The following is a 17,223-nucleotide window of genomic DNA, read 5'->3' on the forward strand; positions in this document are numbered from 1 at the left end:
AAATTTTCAAAAAGGGAGAAGGATCAAAAGTGGGGAAAAATTTAGCAATTAAAACAATCGTTGCGATTGGGATTGGAGCCGCTGTGTTTGTAATTTTAGGTAGATTTGCATCGATTCCTACAGGAATTCCGAACACTTCAATTAATACAGCATACGCATTTTTAGCGCTAATGGCGGTTGTATTCGGTCCAATTGCAGGTGGACTTATCGGGTTGATTGGGCATGCTTTGCAAGATTCGATTACGTACGGCTCAATATGGTGGAGCTGGGTAATCGTTTCAGCATTCGTTGGACTATTTATCGGATTGGCCGCCAAACGAATCGATATCGAATCCGGAGAATTTGGTAAAAAGCAAATAATTTCTTTTAATATTGTTCAAGCTCTTGTCAATATTATTGGCTGGGGACTAATTGCTCCATCCCTTGATATACTCATTTATGCGGAACCTGCAAACAAAGTATGGACTCAAGGGATTGCAGCCGGACTAGCAAACATAGTTACAGTAGCCGTCCTAGGCACAATTTTACTCGCAGCTTACGCAAAAACTAGGGTGAAAAGTGGCAGTTTGAAAGCAGAATAAAGATTTTTAATATACAATAGAGAGGATGATGCGAGGAAATCGTAATTCGATTTCCTCGTTTTGAGTTCATTTTATGAAATCCAGCAATGAGTAAATTTTCAAAGGAATTGCGAGTATGTAACCAAGGAGATCACAAATGAAAAAGCCCGTTATTCAATTTGAACAATTTAATTTTAAATATCGCACCCAAACCGATCCGACTCTTCATGATATTAATTTAACGATTTACGAAGGGGAAAGAGTGCTGATCGTAGGTCCATCTGGTTCAGGAAAAAGCACGATTGGTCATTGCCTCAACGGTTTAATTCCGTTTTCCTATAAAGGAGAGATTACCGGGAATTTGAAAATTATGAGGCAGGAAACAAAAAACCTCGATATTTTTTCACTTTCAAAAATGGTTGGAACGGTTTTACAAGATCCTGATGGGCAATTTATAGGTCTTACTGTTGGCGAGGATATCGCTTTCGCACTTGAAAATGACGTGCGGGAGCAGGACGAAATGTTCTCAATCGTAAAAGACGTTTCCAAAATGGTCGATATGGACGATTATTTACAATCTTCGCTTCACCAATTATCGGGAGGTCAAAAGCAACGTGTGTCTTTAGCAGGAGTAATGGTGGATGATGTTGATATTTTACTTTTTGACGAGCCGCTTGCCAATCTTGATCCAGCAACAGGAAAACATGCGATTCACCTCATCGATCGCATTCAAAAGGAAACAAATACAACCGTCGTCATCATTGAGCATCGCCTCGAAGATGTACTTGAATGCCATGTCGATCGAATTATTGTTGTGGATAAAGGCAGAATTGTAGCCGACCTTACACCCGATGAATTACTTGCATCTTCTATCCTAGAAGAATGCAATATTCGCGAACCGCTTTTTGTAAAAGCTGCAAAATACGCAGGAACCGAAGTGACAGCGGAATCAAAACCATCCCATATCCATACATTTTCCGTTGATAAGGACAAGCTGCTCAACTGGTTTGATGCGACGAATCCACCTGAATGGAAAAAGAAAACAGATCCAATTTTAGAGCTGGAAAACATTCATTTAAGCTATTCGCCAGGACGCGAAATTATTCACGGCGTTTCTTTTACCATTGAAAAAGGCGAAATGGTTAGTATTGCTGGTAAAAATGGAGCCGGAAAATCGACGCTTGCTAGTCTTATCTGCGGTTTTAACAAGCCCACCTCCGGGCGCATCCTCTTTAACGGTAAAGACATCATGAACGATACGATCAAGGAACGAGCGGAACGAATGGGACTCGTCATGCAAAATCCAAACCAAATGATTTCAAAACATATGATTTTTGAAGAAGTGGCGCTAGGATTGGTGTTGCGCGGCGTGCCTGAAGATGAAATAAAGGAACGAGTTGAAAAGACTTTAAAGATATGTGGCCTTTATCCATTTCGAAATTGGCCGATTTCAGCCCTTAGCTTCGGGCAAAAGAAGCGCGTCACCATTGCTTCGATATTAGTATTGGAGCCTGCGTTAATTATTTTAGATGAACCAACTGCAGGACAAGATTTCAAGCACTACACAGAAATCATGGAATTTTTATCCGAATTAAATGAACAAGGCATCACAATCTTAATGATCACACATGATATGCACTTAATGCTTGAGTACACACCGCGAGCAATCGTCATTGCCGACGGGGAAAAAATTGCTGATGATACTTCAGCGAATATCCTTACAGATCGAAACGTAATCAAAAAAGCGAATTTAAAAGAGACTTCCCTATTTGACTTAGCCGTAAAAGCAGGAGTCAAAGAACCAAGAGAATTCGTTGGACGATTTATCGCCTTCGATAAGGAGGTTCGAACATCATGGCAGTAGAAATGCTTGCATATATTGAGCGCCCATCGCCGATCCATCGGCTGACAGGTGCAACGAAACTCATCTGCTTTATTTTATGGTCCACAGCCGCCATGCTTACGTATGATACACGAGTGTTACTATTTTTATTTGTCGCAAGCATCGCTATTTTCATCGCGTCTCAAGTAAAAGTTCGCGACATCTCCTTTGTGTTGATTTTCATTTTGGCGTTTTTACTTCTAAACAATATCGCCATCTACATTTTTTCACCACAAGAAGGAGTAAAAATTTATGGTACAAGCCATGTCGTGTTTGAAATAATAGGAAGATATAACGTAACATGGGAGCAACTATTTTACCAATTTAATATAACAATTAAGTATTTTACAATTATCCCAGCTGCTCTTTTGTTTATTGTAACAACACATCCGAGTGAATTCGCGGCTTCACTGAACAGAATCGGGGTTAGCTATCGAATTTCCTATGCTGTCGCATTAGCTTTACGCTATATCCCTGATATCCAGCGTGACTTCCGCAACATTGCCATCACCCAACAAGCACGAGGAATCGACATGTCGAGCAAAGAAAAATTAGGGAAGAGAATCAAAAACATGGGTTCCATCATCATCCCATTAATACTATCAAGCTTAGATCGAATCGAAGTCATTAGCAACGCCATGGAACTACGCGGTTTCGGAAAAAATAAAAAGCGCTCTTGGTACAGTGCCCGTCCATTCAAACGAATTGACTATATTGCTCTCATTTTAGTAGGGATTGCGTTCGTTCTTTCGCTTATTATTACTTTTTATGATGGAAGTAGATTTTATAATCCGTTCGGGGCATGATGGTATGCCCTTATGACAGGGGGAATCATTTTAAACAACGAGAAAGCCAATAATTCCTTCATACCTGAAAAAGTGAAACGTATTTTTATTTTTTTAGAGTCCCCATGCCCAGCAAAATCCTTGCATGGGGAACTCCATTTGTTCGTTTGGTAAATTATTAATCTGGTTTATGCTTCTTCCCATTTCTGAATGAGTGAATCACAAATTACTCTTTAAAGATATCGCCATATGGAGCCAATTAGACACTCATCAATTTTAGATGATATAATGCAAGTACCCTAATATTTTCGATTAACATTTTTGTTTCATTCATAGACGATCTTATTTAGATAAGGAGAATGTAGATATGGAGCCATTACTAAATGGTGCTGGGACTCTGTGGATTCAACACAAAGGTCTTAGAATTCAAGTGACTTATCATATTTATAAACAGCATACAGAAGCTTTCGCCAGCTATTACTACTGGGAAGAAGAAAGCATTGATGGGATGGGAGACCATCCTAAGCCCAAGCAGGCGATTATCGAGGCGATCGAAAATCTCATGGAAGAAATGGCAGCAGTCGGCATGGAAATATGGACGACAACCCGACCATCCACTGATCAGAAGGTCAAATTCGTGATGATACCTGAGGAAATCAGATAACAAATCATGGTGAATTCTACAAAAAAAGATCTGGCTACTATTCCATTCAGGAACAATAGCCAGATCTTTTTCTATCTATCATTTTAGCATAATTTTATTGCCCATACCTGTAATTCTTTGGATCAACAGGTGTCCAGTTTTGATTCGGTGTGTAAAATCTTAAAAGGTCGCCGTAGAGGACACGATCGGATAATTCGAGTTCTTGCATGACATTTTCACGCAGTTCTTCCATTTCCTCAGTTGGTTCTTCTATGACTTCTTTCGTTTGAGTGTCGTAGTAAACGCCGTCCACTCGACTAAATCGTTCCGTCATAAAATCACCATTTCGGAATGGAACGAAATCTTGATGCTCCTCAGAGAATAAATCCGTTCCGAATTGAATGTAGTCTCGCGCTTCAATTCCTAAGAGATGCAGGAGTGTTGGCACCACATCCATTTGTCCCGCATACTCATGGTTAATGCCTCCACCTTCGATCCCAGGTATTTTAATCAAAAAAGGGACACGCTGTAATTCAGCAGATTTTAATTTGGTAACCTCTTCCCCAAGCAACTCCGACATCGCCCGATTATGATTCGTCGAAACGCCATAGTGATCGCCATACAAGAAAATCACGGAATCATCATATAACCCAGATGCCTTCAAATCATTGAAAAATTGCTCCAATGACTCATCCAAATAACGTGCGGTTTGGAAATAGCGATCCACAGACGCATCCCCTGTTGTGGCCGGCCCAATCGTGGCATCCTCATCATCAATCAAATAAGGATGATGATGCGTTAATGTAATCATATGGGCATAAAAAGGTTGCGGCAATGATTCAAGATAAGGCATGGACTCCGCAAAGAACGGCTTATCTTTTAAACCGTATCCAATCACCTTGTCATCGTCCATATCATAATAGCTGGCGTCATAGAACTCGTCGATTCCAAATTGCTTATAGATTTCATCCCGATTCCAAAAAGATTTATAATCTCCATGGAAAACAGCATTTGTATATCCTTGCTGTTGCTGTAAGATCGCTGGCAATGCTTGATATGTGTTATTTCCTTTTGTCACAAAAGCTGATCCTTGTGGCAAGCCATATAAGGAGTTATCCATAATCAATTCAGCATCCGCGGTTTTTCCTTGTTCTGTTTGATGGAAGAAATTATCAAAATATGTGAAATTTTGCTCCGAATCATGAACAAGTGAATTGATGAATGGAGTCACTTCTTCCCCATTTAATTTATAATCAATCAAAAAAGATTGAAAAGATTCAAGATGGATTTTTATTATATTCTTACCAGCTGCTACACCAAAATAATCAGGATTGGGTTCTGCATACTTACTTTTCGTATAATTTTCGACCTCTGTGAGATCATCACTTGATGCAAGAACACGTTGCTTCGAGGAGTTAAAACTTTGCACTGCATCATAGATCATGAAATTATACGCACCCAAATACTTCACAATATAATTTCGGTCAAATGTTCTTTTTAATAACTGGGGACGATCAATTTCTGCCAATCCTAGGTTCACCGTAAATAAGATCGCACCAGAAGCAAGAACAAGCAAAGGTTTCTTTATTGGTAAACGCTCTGTAGACCAATGAGCCTTTGTTAGAACAAAAAAAGCAAACAACAAGATCAAATCAATTATATAAAATAGATCGTGCCATGCCACTAAATCGGCAATACTTCCTCCAAGACTCGTGAAATTACTTGTTTGAGTGAGTGTTGGGATTGTAATAAAATCACTGTTAAAACGATAAAACACAACATTCGCGTAGAGAAGCGCATTTAATGTTGTATAAATCGTTAGTAGCCAAACTCCCGCTTTTCTTCCTTTTGCAAATAATGCCACCCCTAGAAAGATAAGCGCTGAATTAAGCGGATTAAAAAACAATAAGAATTGTTGCAATATATTTTGAACCCCTAAGTCAAACTCCACCTGATAAATGATATACGTTTTTATCCAAAAGCAAAGGACGATAACGGAAAAGAAACCGGATTTAGACGTTAGAAATTTCCTCATTATGTTCACCTCATAAAATTCTCATCCCGTATACTTCCCAATTCGTTTGACTTTCATTTCTCCTATGTGAGCACGTTCTACTCAATAAATTTGGGTAATCTTTTCAAGTATCCTATTACCCGCTCTCTAAATAATCAAACATTACAATTATATTTCAGTGTTAATGTCTTGGCAAATCGCTTACGTCCCCTTCCCTCACCTTTTAGTTACCAGAGGCCTGCGGGACACAGGTCACAAAGGCGTGGCGAATGTTGCTACGAATTTAGGCCAACTGGATGTTGGTCAAAACGGCGTGACGATTGACGTGGCGCCTTTAGCCGATTATCCTTTGTTCATCCATTTGATCCTTATTTCTTGAACATCCCCTTTAAACAAAAAAAGAACCATAAGTGTTCACATCTCTATTTTATCAAAAAAAACCGGAAGTATGAAGCCCCCCTCCAGTTTATCAAAAAGCACTTAAAATATTCGCTTTTTACAGTAGAGTGGGAAGCCCCACCCTACATACAATTTTCTTTGTTCTCACGGGATAAGCTGAGATACTTCTTTTTTTGCTTTATTCCCACTTGGCTATTATTAAATCGGCACTCTCAGTGAGGACGTGATACGCCTTGTCGGAAATCAATGCATTTTCCTTCTGATGGTCTAGTAACAATTTAAAGCTTTCCATGTGTTTGACTACTTTTTTTGCGATTTGTTTTTCCTCGTAATGTCCAACCGCAGTTAAATGGATTTTTAAAGCATGGGCACTATTATTTCTAACTTCTCCCTCTTCCTCGAAGTGCTCAACAAGTTCTTTTAGCTCGGCTGCGTTCGTTGCCGTTGGTGCGTCCTCACCAACCTCTATAGTGAAATTGGTAAAATGAGCTTTGGTATTCTCGTTAACCACCCCCACACTCATGTTTCCTTTCATCTCTATCGTTCTTTCTAAGATTTTCTTGCCATTGCAATAGAACCTAAAAACGTCCCCTGTTTTCTCTACTTTCAATGCTTGTGGTTCTTGGAGCTCTACACTATTAGGTAAGTCGGCTCCTTCCCATCCTAATTCTCGATCACTATACTTCATAAAGGTTTCTAACTGATGAATATCCTTATTAAAGAAGGCCGAAACGTTGGTACCTTTTTCATCGACAATCATGATACCATATTTAGGGAACCCCTCATTTCCTTGTTCTACCCATTGAATATCAGCAGAGACATTGAAATCACCTGTAACCACTTCATCTTTATAAATCTCTTTCCAATCGGGATTATGTTCAACATAGCTTGTCACACTTGAGCCATCCTCAATATCCCATTTTCCAGAAAATGCCCTTGTCGTAGGAGAAGGTCCCCAGCCATCTATATAATCTGATTCTTTGTCCTCCAGGACTCGGACCTTGATTTTTTTTGACGTTTGACTGTTTGGGTCACGAACTGTGACAGTCGTAACGCCCAACTTGACTCCAGTTATTTTGACTTTTGTTTCATCCAATTCATCTATTTGGATAAGATCTGGGTTATCTACTTCCCACACCAATGGTTCTGTAATAGACAACCAATCCGGCTTAGCATGAGCAGTAAGCTCGATCGATTCCCCAACTTCTAACCCCACATTTTCCTCACTAACAGCCACTCTATCGATTTTTCCTTCATCAGGGGCTTCACGCCAGATAGAATGTAGATGATAGAAATTGAGTGAAGTAAAATTCACACGACCACCCTTTGTATATAGTTCAATTCCCTTATTTGTCGGTTTTGTGTAAATTAGATTAGTAAACACATATTCACCATCATTAATAAACAACTCCACCGAAGACTCGTCGACGAAACCATGAATTTTAACCTGTTTTCCATCCTTAGAAAATTTCGTTTCAAACCGTTTACCAAAATTAAATAATTGACCATCGCGATCTATTAAAGTCTCCAGACCTGCATTGGTTCGGTCAAGAAATACAGTTTCTGTATTTGTATTCACTCCGACTACCGTTTCCTCTGTATCTGATTGGCGTAGACGAATGCCAAACTCATCCACTTGTTCCCATTCAACAATTGCTTCGAACTCATAAGTTGTCCCCGCGAAATCACTGATTTCACGTTCACCTTCTAATGTAAAGGCATCTACAGAGTGCTCAGTCGCACGGATACTTTTTAGTTCACGGATGGGCTCTTGGAATAACCGGATACCATCCTTCGTAAATTTTAATGATAATTCTCGCGGGATTGACATGGAGCCCATCCAAGGCTCTGTAGGGGATTGATATGGGTATCTCCAATTGGCCATCCATCCTAACCACAACCTCCGCCCATCCTCTTCAGGAATATTCGCAAAAGACTGGGCTGCATAATAATCTTGTCCAAAGTCTGTTATCAAAATGCTTTCAGCCGGGTTATCATTTACAAATTTCTTTCCATCAAACTCACCGATAAAATATTGCGCAGTGGAACCATCTGTTATATGATTATCCCCTACACTTACATGAAGCACCCATTTTTGTTTATCTTTATTTCCATCAACAGGTAATGGAAATAAATCGGGGCATTCCCATACTGCTACATGCGATCCTTCCTCATCACCAAAACGACTTTGGTACTCCCAATCAATCAAGTTATCTGAATTATAAAAGGTTACACTTTGGTTCGTCGAAACAACCATCACCCATTTTTTAGACTCTTCATGCCAAAACACTTTCGGATCCCGGAAATCTTTTATACCAGGATTTTCAATGACAGGGTTTCCCTTATAACGTTCCCATGTCCGCCCGTTATCTTTACTATAAGCAATACTTTGTGCTTCTCCTCCTTCTGTGTTTGTGTAGAACGCCACTAAACCGGCTTTTCCATTAAAAAACCCCGTTGTATCATGCCAATCTACTACAGCACTTCCGGACAGGGCTTGTCCTAATTCATCATGCCCTAGGGCAACGGGAAGATGCTCCCAATGAACTAGGTCTTTACTAACCGCATGTGCCCAGGTTCCCATTTTTTGGTGAAACAAATGATACTCACCTTCGAAATAAACGAGTCCATTTGGGTCGGCGAGTCTTCCCGTTTCCGTAGAAAAATGATATTGAGGGCGGTATTTTTCCGTGTAATAATCGTTCGTATCCATGCGTTTCAATTTCTCTTCCTCTTTCGTTCTATCGGTATCTTTTGCATTCACACAATCATTTCTTAATAATATCACCATCACTATAACAAAAATGGGAACAAAGGTCTTTTTTATCACATACATGTGCTCGTCTCCTCCACACAGACATTTGAAATCATGTCTTTATTTAAAGATGGCGCATACAAACTTGTATCGCCGTAATCATTCGTAAATTCATATTTGGCCTATGGAAATTTCAGAAAAACAGCCAGAGGCATGTATGAAACAGTTCCTCTGGCTGCAGTCTTAATTCTTTAATCAATGGAAGGAATAGAGAATTTTCCATGTACGACATTTGCCATTCCTTCCGATGCGAAAAGGGAGATGCTCTCGCATGCCTTATCGGGATAGACTAAACTCGTTAATGCTTGTTCTCCATCATTAATAAATAACTCTAATGATGACGAATCCATAATGATTTGAAGTTGTATTTGGTTTGTATCCTCAAGTTTCACCTTTTGAGTTCTTGAAAAGTTATCAGAAAAATCCACTTTCCCTGAGTTTTTTCGATCCAATAATAATACATTATCTTTTGTGTCAATTGTAATAGATGTGTATTGTGTTTTCGTATGATGTATCGCCAATCCATACTGACTAGCGTCTTCACTTTCCAATATAAGTTCGATTTTCGCATACTCTGAATCAAGCTCATAAATGTTGGTATCCTCTGTACCAATGATGACATTATTTATATCTTCTTTTGAGGTTAGGTACGTGTCCAATTCTCTTACCACTTTTTGAACAATATGGAAATCCCCGCCGGTTTCTCTGAGAATCAGTTCTCGAGGTAAAGTCATCTGACTCCGCCAGCCTTCCGTTGGAACCTCATTTGCATAACGCCAGTTACTCATCCAGCCGAGGTAAATTCTTCTTCCATCTTCCTTTGGAATATCAGAAAAACTAACACCTGCATAGTTATCTTTTCCATGGTCCAGCCATTTGATCTCGTCGTGTTCAGGTACAAACTTGTTCCCGTCAAACGAACCGACAAAATATTGAGTCCGTGAACCTGAATCTAGTTGAGGGTTATCTCCAATACTGACAATAAGAACCCATTTTTTTTCATTAGAGTTTTCGATTGATAATTCAAATAGGTCTGGACATTCCCATACACCATCATGGGAACCGACATCCTCTCCAAATTCACTTTCAAACTTCCAATCTTTTAGATTAGGAGAGGAATAAATCGAGATCGTTTGCCCTGTCGCTAAAACCATCACCCACTTATGACTTGGTTGATGCCAAAATACCTTAGGGTCCCTAAAGTCAATTTTAGTTGGATGTGTTAACACTGGATTCCCTTTATACTTTACCCATGTCCTTCCGTCGTCGTGACTGTAGGCCAAGCTTTGTGTTTGTACAGATGGTGTGTGATCTTCATCCTCTAAATGATGAGTGAAAATCGCCACCAACCCTGGTTCTTCTGGAAAAAATCCAGACGTATTATGCCAATCAACGACAGCACTCCCCGAAAAGATCGTCCCTAGTTCATCTGGATATAAAGCTATGTCTAGTTCTTCCCACTTAATCAAATCTTTACTAACGGCATGGCCCCAGTGCATGGGACCCCATATACTGTCATTTGGATTATGTTGAAAAAATAAATGATATTCACCTTTGAAAAATACTAAACCATTTGGGTCATTCATCCAATTTTGTTTTGGAGAGAAATGCAATGCTGGTCTATATCTTTCTAGTTTAGCAATCTCCAATTCCTTACCTCCTATTGATTAACCGTTCTGTCATATCCGTCTTGTTTAATTTGTAGCCATGTATCAAGATTAAATCGTTCAAGTTCTTTTAGATAATCGTCCCACTCTTCATCAATCTTTCCATTTCGAATCCATTCAGCTCGTTTTCTGTTCACATATTCAAAGAGATCTGTTTCAATCTTTGATAATTCATCAATTTCTTCTAACGAAAGATACACATGTGGATAATATTTTTCATTTTTAATAAATGGAACAATATGTTCTTGCAATAAATCCAATCTCCAAGCTGCATCGTCCGGTTTTGTTGTGACCGTCCCATAATATTCATCTAATATAGCTAATGGACCTGCAATACTCGTCTTCTCTCTTAGCTCTACTGGTGCAGTTCCTTCAAGAGGAAGGTGTTTCAACATATTGGTTTCTTCATCAAATTCAAAAATATTTTGCTGTTCTGTATCCCCATAAGTCCCCCAGTTATTTTGAACGGATTGAAGAGGTTCATACAGTTGATCAATCCATTTCGCTGTAAGCTCTAGATTTTTATTAGCACTTGTAATAACCATTCTTCCACGGTCAAAACCCACTCCACCATTTTGTTGAACAATCACTCTCTCTCCTGATGGTCCTTCTAGTGGTGGTAATACGTCAAATTTATCATTCATACCACTGACATTCGCTTTATCCCATGTAAAATATAAGCCATATTTATCTCCTTTTGAAATAAATGTATTCCAATCCTGCTCAAACGCTTCTTCATCTATTAAACCTTGGCTATATAAGTCATGAAGATATTTTATCTGTTCTTTATAGCCTTCTTGTGACTTTGTAAACACGACTTCGCCATCTTCTGTCACAACGGTGTGATCCCCAGTATCTCCTAAACCAAAGGAACCTAATAGTATTGCGGGGTCTTGGTCACCATCATTGATGATCGCTCCCATGGGAATCTCATCCTCTTCTCCATTGCCATTCGGATCTTGTGTTTTAAATGCTATTAATACCTCTTTCAATTCTTCCGTGGTGGTCGGCATATCTAATCCTAGATTATCTAACCATTCTACGTTGATCCAAGGTAAACCTCCGACGACTTGTATCCGATCAATCCCATTCCCTAATTCCTCAATCCACGGAAAACTATAGATATGCCCGTCAGGCGCTGTAATGAATTCCCTATACTCTGGTCTTTGTTCTAAGACCTTTTTCAGATTAGGCATATATTGATCAATGAGATCTTCGACTGGTACAATTGTTCCATCTTTGGCATACTTTAGTAAATCATAGTTGCTGAATGCTGCATCTAAGATCGCATCAGGTAAATCTCCACTTGATAGTGCTAAATTTCGCTTTTCAATAAAGGAATCCTTTGTATAGTTTTTCCAATCAATATGCACCCCTGACTTTTCCTCCAACCGCTTATAAATGAGCTTTTCATTGGGATCATCAGGTGCTAATGGCGAACTTTGAGTCATAAACTTAAGTGATACTGTTTCTTCCAAAGGAAATTTAATATCTTTTAACTCATAATCCTCAGATGAAGCACTTTTCTCGCTTTTTCCACAGCCAGCTAGAGCAAGTCCTACTATAACCAATAACGATATAATTCCTGATAACTTTTTCAAGGTAAACCCTCCTTTTTTCTATTCACATCATTTTTCAAATCTATTTGTATACAATTAATTGCCCACTATGTTCTATGTATTCGCTTCACCTCCTTTAATTGAATTTCCGATAATTACTTTAGAGATCCAACCATGACACCTTTCTCGAAATATTTTTGGAAGAAGGGATACATGATGAGTAATGGAAGGCTTGATATGACAATGGAAGAATATTTGATTTTCTCCGCTATTTTGCTCATTTCGGCAGCAGCTTGCATATCATTTATCATCCCTGGTTGAACTTCGTTTTGAATAAGAATGGATCGTAAAATAAGTTGTAATGGGTGAAGATTACGATCTTCTAAGTAGATCATCGCATCGAAATAGGAATTCCATTGCCCCACAAAAGCATATAAGGCGATGACGAAAATAACCGGTTTAGACAAAGGCAAAATGATTTTAAAGAAGACTTGTAGTTCAGAGGCACCATCCATTTTCGCCGCTTCCTTCAGTTCTTTCGGTAATCCCTTAAAGAACGTTCTGACTAGAATGATATTCCAGACACCCACTGCGCCAGGTAAAATAATCGCCCACACTGTATTAATCAATCCTAAGTTTTTCACCAATAGATACGTAGGAATGAGACCTCCATTAAAAAACATCGTAATCAAGAAAAAAATCATGAAGAAATTTTTCCCTCTGAAGCCATCAACGGATAAAGGATAGGCCGCAAACACTGTAAAGACAATGGTACAGATCGTAAAACCTACCGCATAAATAATCGAATTCCAAAATCCCTTGAGAATGGAACCATCTTGAAACACCCTTCTATAACCATCAATCGTCCAATCTGCCAGATTAAAAGAAATCCCTTTACTTAGCAACACATTAGGATCTAGAAAAGACCCAATTAATACATATAACAGAGGAATAATAATCATTAAAATGATCATTCCTAGTAAAATTTTATTGATCAAAAGTAATATCCGATCATTCCTTGACATATTATGCATTTCGTATCCCTCCCTTAATAAAGACTTTCGCCATCAGATAATTTTTTTACAACCTTATTTGCCACAACCAACAAAACGACATTAATCACCGTGTTAAACAATCCTACAGCAGTGGAATAGGCGTAATCTCCAGCTTGCAGTCCTCTTTTATAGACATAGGTAGGAATAATCTCTGAAGTTGGTAAGTTCATACTAGTCTGCAATAAATAAGCCTTTTCAAATCCGATGGACATAATTCCGCCAATAGCCAGGATAAGCAAAACCGCAATCACCGGTTTTAAAGTAGGCAAATCAATATGAAGGATTCTTTGAATCAGTGATGCGCCATCTATTGTGGCTGCATCATGTAGTTGTGGATCAACATTCGCAAGTGCCGCCACATAGATGATGGAAGCCCAGCCCGCACCTTGCCATATACCAGAAGAGATATAGATGGTTCGAAATGTATCTGGACTTGTCATAAATGGAATCGGTTTATCTGTAAAAATGGATAATAGTGTATTTACAGGACCTGTTGGTGAGAATAAAATAAAAATCATTCCCGTTATAATCACAACTGAAATAAAATTTGGTGCATATAAGATCAGTTGGATATTTTTCTTGATTTTCGCTCTCCTAACTTGGTTAAGCATTAATGCTAGAATAATAGGAATCGGAAACCCAATAATTAAATCAAAAAAACTTAATTTAATCGTATTCATAAAAATATTTAAGAAATTCGGAGAAGTTAGAAAGTCTTTAAAATGCTTGAATCCCACCCAATCGCTACCCAAAATTCCTCTCATTGGACTAAAATCTTTAAACGCAATCACAGCTCCATACATCGGTACATAGTTAAAAATGATGGTCAATATTACGGCAGGAACCAAAAACAAATACAAGGCGTAATTATGTTTAAAATACTGAATAAAGCTCTCTTTCTTTTCAGGTTTTATTATGGACATTTCACTATGTAGACTCCTTGACGTTTCTTTTGTTCTCACTATTAAACCCCCTACGAGTACTCCAAATTAATTTTAAAATTAGGTCAACCGCTTCCATATGTCAACCGCTTGCACATCGGAATAATAGGTTTATTCCCTAATTAACATTATATTATATATACACTATCATCTCACTTTATGTCAACCGCTTGACCGAAAATAATTAAAAAAGACAACATTTTTATTTGCTTAACTATGTTGTCTCATTAATAACCAATTCAATTGGTAAAAAAGTTTCTAATGCTTCATCACAGTCTGGGTTTTCAATCAGATTCATCAGCTTTGATACCGACGTTTTCGCAATTTCCTGGATGGGTTGTTTGATTGTTGTTAGTTGGGGCAATAGCCTCAATACCGTTTCCGTACCATCGTAACCGACAATTTTTAATTGGTCGGGAACTTGGATATTCAATTCATTAGCAACCTTCAAACATGTCGCCGCTATGAGATCATCACTAGCAAAGATCCCGTCCGTTTCAGGATGCTTCTTTAAAATCTGTCTAATCGAGACAGCTGTATATTCTTCATCAAATAAATTAATAAGCTCATACGTAATGGGATTATCAATTAGGTCTTCGTATGCTTTTCTTCTCATTTGCGTAGGGGTCTCTAATTCAATTGGTCCATTAATATGGATAATAGAACGACATCCCTGGTCGATTAAATGTTGGACAGCCATTCTCCCGCCCGCATAATTATCGGAACCAACTACTGGAATAGTAGGGGACAAATAATGATCGATTGCGACAATCGGTAGTTTAGGATTTTTGTAAGCTTCTACTCCCCTGTTATAAGTACAGACAATAATTCCATCTACCTGATGACCAATTAACATACGTGCGTATGCTTTTTCCTTATCGATTTGCATTAAACTATTACAAAGTATCACTTTATACCCCAAATCCGAGCATATATTTTCAATATATAAAGCTAATTCACTAAAAAAAGGGTTGTTTATCGTGGGTAAAACCAACCCAATAAAGTTGGTCCTTTTTTTGAATAGAGACCTCGCAATATCATTAGGATAATAATTAAGTTCCTCTATCGCCTTTTCCACTTTTTTCCTTGTTTGTTCGCTGATATATCCCCTATTATTCAACACACGGGATACAGTAGTAGGAGATACCTCAGCTCTTTTCGCAACGTCTTCCAACTTAACTTTCATAATGGATCTCCTTTGTGTTTTTTCATTTCAAACAGAGATGATACAAAATTCAATGTCATCCGGTTTCATATATATTATCATATGTTTCGTGAAAAAGCATCCGTTAACAAAATAATGGTTGCGAAAAGGGAATAGCCTTCACTCCAAATTTGTTATAGAAACATCTTGTATTACATCTCATCCAAGCCTCATATACTGAATGAGAGTCTAATAAACAGGGGGAGAAAAAGTGAAAAGGTACCTATTGGTCATCGTTTCTTTATTACTCATTGTGGCTTTAGCGGCATGCGGTGGAAAGACTGGGAAAAGTGAAAAGGGCTTTGTAGGGATTGCGATGCCAACGAAATCTTCTGAACGTTGGGTACATGATGGAGAAAATATGGTCAAAGAATTTGAGAATTTAGGATATAAAACGGTGCTTCAGTATGCGGAAGATGTTGTGGAAAACCAAATATCGCAGATTGAAAACATGATTACACAAGGGGTGGATATTTTAGTCATTGCTTCAATCGATGGAGAAGCATTAACGAATGTTTTGGAACAAGCCGATGCGGAAGGGATTCAAGTTGTCGCATACGATCGCTTAATTAAGGGAACCGAGCATGTCACCTATTATGCGACATTTGATAACTTTCAAGTGGGTGTATTACAAGGACAATATATTGAAGATGCATTGGATTTAAAGAACGAGGAAGGTCCTTTTAATATTGAATTATTTGGCGGTTCACCCGATGACAACAACGCCTACTTTTTCTATGATGGCGCAATGTCGATCCTTCAACCTTATATCGATGATGGAAAACTGATTGTAAAAAGTGGGCAAATGGGAATGGATAAAGTTTCCACGTTAAGATGGGATGCCGCGCAGGCGCAATCTAGAATGGAAAACTTATTAAGTACTCATTACACAGATGAAGAAGTCGATGCGATTTTATCACCATACGATGGTATTAGTATTGGCGTGATTTCTGCCTTGAAAAATATTGGCTACAAAGAGTTGCCTGTTGTAACCGGACAAGACGCAGAGCTTGCGTCCATCAAATCGATCGTAGCCGGTGAACAAACCTCTACAGTCTTTAAAGATACTCGAGAGCTTGCAAAGAAAGCCGTGGAAATGGTTAGTGCTGTGTTAGAAGGAAAAGAAGCAGAAGTGAATGACACGGAAACATATGATAACGGGAAAAAAGTTGTCCCCTCCTATTTACTTGAGCCTGTACTCGTAGACATTGACAACTATAAAGAAGTAATTATCGAGAGCGGCTACTATACAGAAGAAGAAGTGCAATAATTAAGAAAAGCGCAAGCGCCTGTTCAGCGACGTACAAATTTAAAGACTTCTGACGAGATAAAGGAAACACGGCGACGAAGGAGTCGATGTTGACTTATCGTAGGAAGAAGGCGTAAATTTGCTAGTCGCTAGGCGCTGGAGCTAGATGTCAACCGCAACATAAGCAACTTATCTACAAGCTAGGATTTTATAATTTCCTTAGCAATAAGAAAAGCGCAAGCGCCTTGCTCAGCCCCGACAAGCAAATGTTCCTGAACCTATGAAGGGCGATCTTTCCCTTCATAGGTTCAGGGTTATTTGACCTCGAGGGGCTAGGCGCTGGAGCTAGATCCGAACATTAGCCAATTTTTATACTTTCCTATCCTGTAAGAAAAGCGCAAGCGCCCGTTTAGCGACGTACAAATTTGGATCATAAGGTTCAAAGGCTAA

General features: G+C 38.7%; 12 protein-coding genes. 5 read left to right on the forward strand and 7 right to left on the reverse strand.

The annotated features are described in order from the left end of the window. Nucleotides 1-29: 29 nt before the first annotated feature. The 4 genes from KI363_RS06865 to KI363_RS06880 all read left to right on the forward strand — a co-directional run bounded on the left by KI363_RS06865 (nucleotide 30) and on the right by KI363_RS06880 (nucleotide 3,891). Nucleotides 30-581: an ECF-type riboflavin transporter substrate-binding protein gene (locus KI363_RS06865; protein WP_212965918.1), complete on the forward strand. Its 552-nt coding sequence runs from the start codon at nucleotides 30-32 to the stop codon at nucleotides 579-581. A 136-nt stretch (nucleotides 582-717) separates the two neighbouring features. Continuing rightward, on the forward strand, nucleotides 718-2,424 hold the full coding sequence (locus tag KI363_RS06870) for an ABC transporter ATP-binding protein (RefSeq protein ID WP_212965919.1): 1,707 nt from the start codon (nucleotides 718-720) through the stop codon (nucleotides 2,422-2,424). After that, complete coding sequence (locus tag KI363_RS06875) at nucleotides 2,415-3,248, forward strand: energy-coupling factor transporter transmembrane component T family protein (RefSeq protein WP_212965920.1); 834 nt, start codon at nucleotides 2,415-2,417, stop codon at nucleotides 3,246-3,248. The genes KI363_RS06870 and KI363_RS06875 overlap by 10 nt, the downstream gene beginning before the upstream one ends. A gap of 346 nt (nucleotides 3,249-3,594) precedes the next feature. Then, on the forward strand, nucleotides 3,595-3,891 hold the full coding sequence (locus KI363_RS06880) for a hypothetical protein (RefSeq protein ID WP_212965921.1): 297 nt from the start codon (nucleotides 3,595-3,597) through the stop codon (nucleotides 3,889-3,891). 94 nt (nucleotides 3,892-3,985) lie between these two features. On the opposite strand, the gene ltaS is transcribed toward KI363_RS06880, so the two are convergent. The 7 genes from ltaS to KI363_RS06915 form a co-directional block, all read right to left on the reverse strand. Continuing rightward, nucleotides 3,986-5,905 carry a lipoteichoic acid synthase gene (gene ltaS / locus KI363_RS06885; protein ID WP_158320994.1) on the reverse strand — a complete coding sequence of 640 codons (1,920 nt, stop codon included), beginning with the start codon at nucleotides 5,903-5,905 and terminating at the stop codon, nucleotides 3,986-3,988. A gap of 556 nt (nucleotides 5,906-6,461) precedes the next feature. Continuing rightward, nucleotides 6,462-9,119: a GH32 C-terminal domain-containing protein gene (locus tag KI363_RS06890; protein ID WP_246516795.1), complete on the reverse strand. Its 2,658-nt coding sequence runs from the start codon at nucleotides 9,117-9,119 to the stop codon at nucleotides 6,462-6,464. A 170-nt stretch (nucleotides 9,120-9,289) separates the two neighbouring features. Then, nucleotides 9,290-10,747, reverse strand: a complete 1,458-nt coding sequence (locus KI363_RS06895) for a glycoside hydrolase family 32 protein (protein ID WP_212965922.1) — start codon at nucleotides 10,745-10,747, stop codon at nucleotides 9,290-9,292. 11 nt (nucleotides 10,748-10,758) lie between these two features. Continuing rightward, on the reverse strand, nucleotides 10,759-12,366 hold the full coding sequence (locus tag KI363_RS06900; RefSeq protein ID WP_191967356.1) for an ABC transporter substrate-binding protein: 1,608 nt from the start codon (nucleotides 12,364-12,366) through the stop codon (nucleotides 10,759-10,761). A 113-nt stretch (nucleotides 12,367-12,479) separates the two neighbouring features. Further along, the gene (locus KI363_RS06905) at nucleotides 12,480-13,358 is read right to left on the reverse strand and encodes a carbohydrate ABC transporter permease (RefSeq protein ID WP_158320996.1); all 879 of its coding nucleotides are present in this window, start codon (nucleotides 13,356-13,358) and stop codon (nucleotides 12,480-12,482) included. Nucleotides 13,359-13,372: 14 nt separating this feature from the next. Next, entirely contained in the window at nucleotides 13,373-14,302 is a 930-nt protein-coding gene (locus KI363_RS06910; RefSeq protein WP_212965959.1) for an ABC transporter permease, read from the reverse strand. 232 nt (nucleotides 14,303-14,534) lie between these two features. Further along, nucleotides 14,535-15,506 carry a LacI family DNA-binding transcriptional regulator gene (locus KI363_RS06915; protein ID WP_212965923.1) on the reverse strand — a complete coding sequence of 324 codons (972 nt, stop codon included), beginning with the start codon at nucleotides 15,504-15,506 and terminating at the stop codon, nucleotides 14,535-14,537. 229 nt (nucleotides 15,507-15,735) lie between these two features. Here KI363_RS06915 and chvE point away from each other — a divergent pair, with 229 nt between their 5' ends. Continuing rightward, nucleotides 15,736-16,794 (forward strand): multiple monosaccharide ABC transporter substrate-binding protein, encoded by a 1,059-nt coding sequence (gene chvE, locus KI363_RS06920; protein WP_281414089.1) that lies wholly within the window; start codon nucleotides 15,736-15,738, stop codon nucleotides 16,792-16,794. Nucleotides 16,795-17,223: the final 429 nt, after the last annotated feature.

Origin of the sequence: Lederbergia ruris (assembly GCF_018332955.1) — a bacterium.
GTDB classification, from domain to species: domain Bacteria; phylum Bacillota; class Bacilli; order Bacillales; family Bacillaceae_C; genus Lederbergia; species Lederbergia ruris.

Excerpts from the sequence above, each read along its gene's own strand:
- KI363_RS06910 (WP_212965959.1), bottom strand. The coding sequence starts at position 14,302 with ATGTCCATAATAAAACCTGAAAAGAAAGAGAGCTTTATTCAGTATTTT.
- KI363_RS06905 (WP_158320996.1), bottom strand. The coding sequence starts at position 13,358 with ATGCATAATATGTCAAGGAATGATCGGATATTACTTTTGATCAATAAA.
- KI363_RS06870 (WP_212965919.1), top strand. The coding sequence starts at position 718 with ATGAAAAAGCCCGTTATTCAATTTGAACAATTTAATTTTAAATATCGC.
- KI363_RS06880 (WP_212965921.1), top strand. The coding sequence starts at position 3,595 with ATGGAGCCATTACTAAATGGTGCTGGGACTCTGTGGATTCAACACAAA.
- ltaS (WP_158320994.1), bottom strand. The coding sequence starts at position 5,905 with ATGAGGAAATTTCTAACGTCTAAATCCGGTTTCTTTTCCGTTATCGTC.
- KI363_RS06915 (WP_212965923.1), bottom strand. The coding sequence starts at position 15,506 with ATGAAAGTTAAGTTGGAAGACGTTGCGAAAAGAGCTGAGGTATCTCCT.
- KI363_RS06890 (WP_246516795.1), bottom strand. The coding sequence starts at position 9,119 with ATGTATGTGATAAAAAAGACCTTTGTTCCCATTTTTGTTATAGTGATG.
- KI363_RS06875 (WP_212965920.1), top strand. The coding sequence starts at position 2,415 with ATGGCAGTAGAAATGCTTGCATATATTGAGCGCCCATCGCCGATCCAT.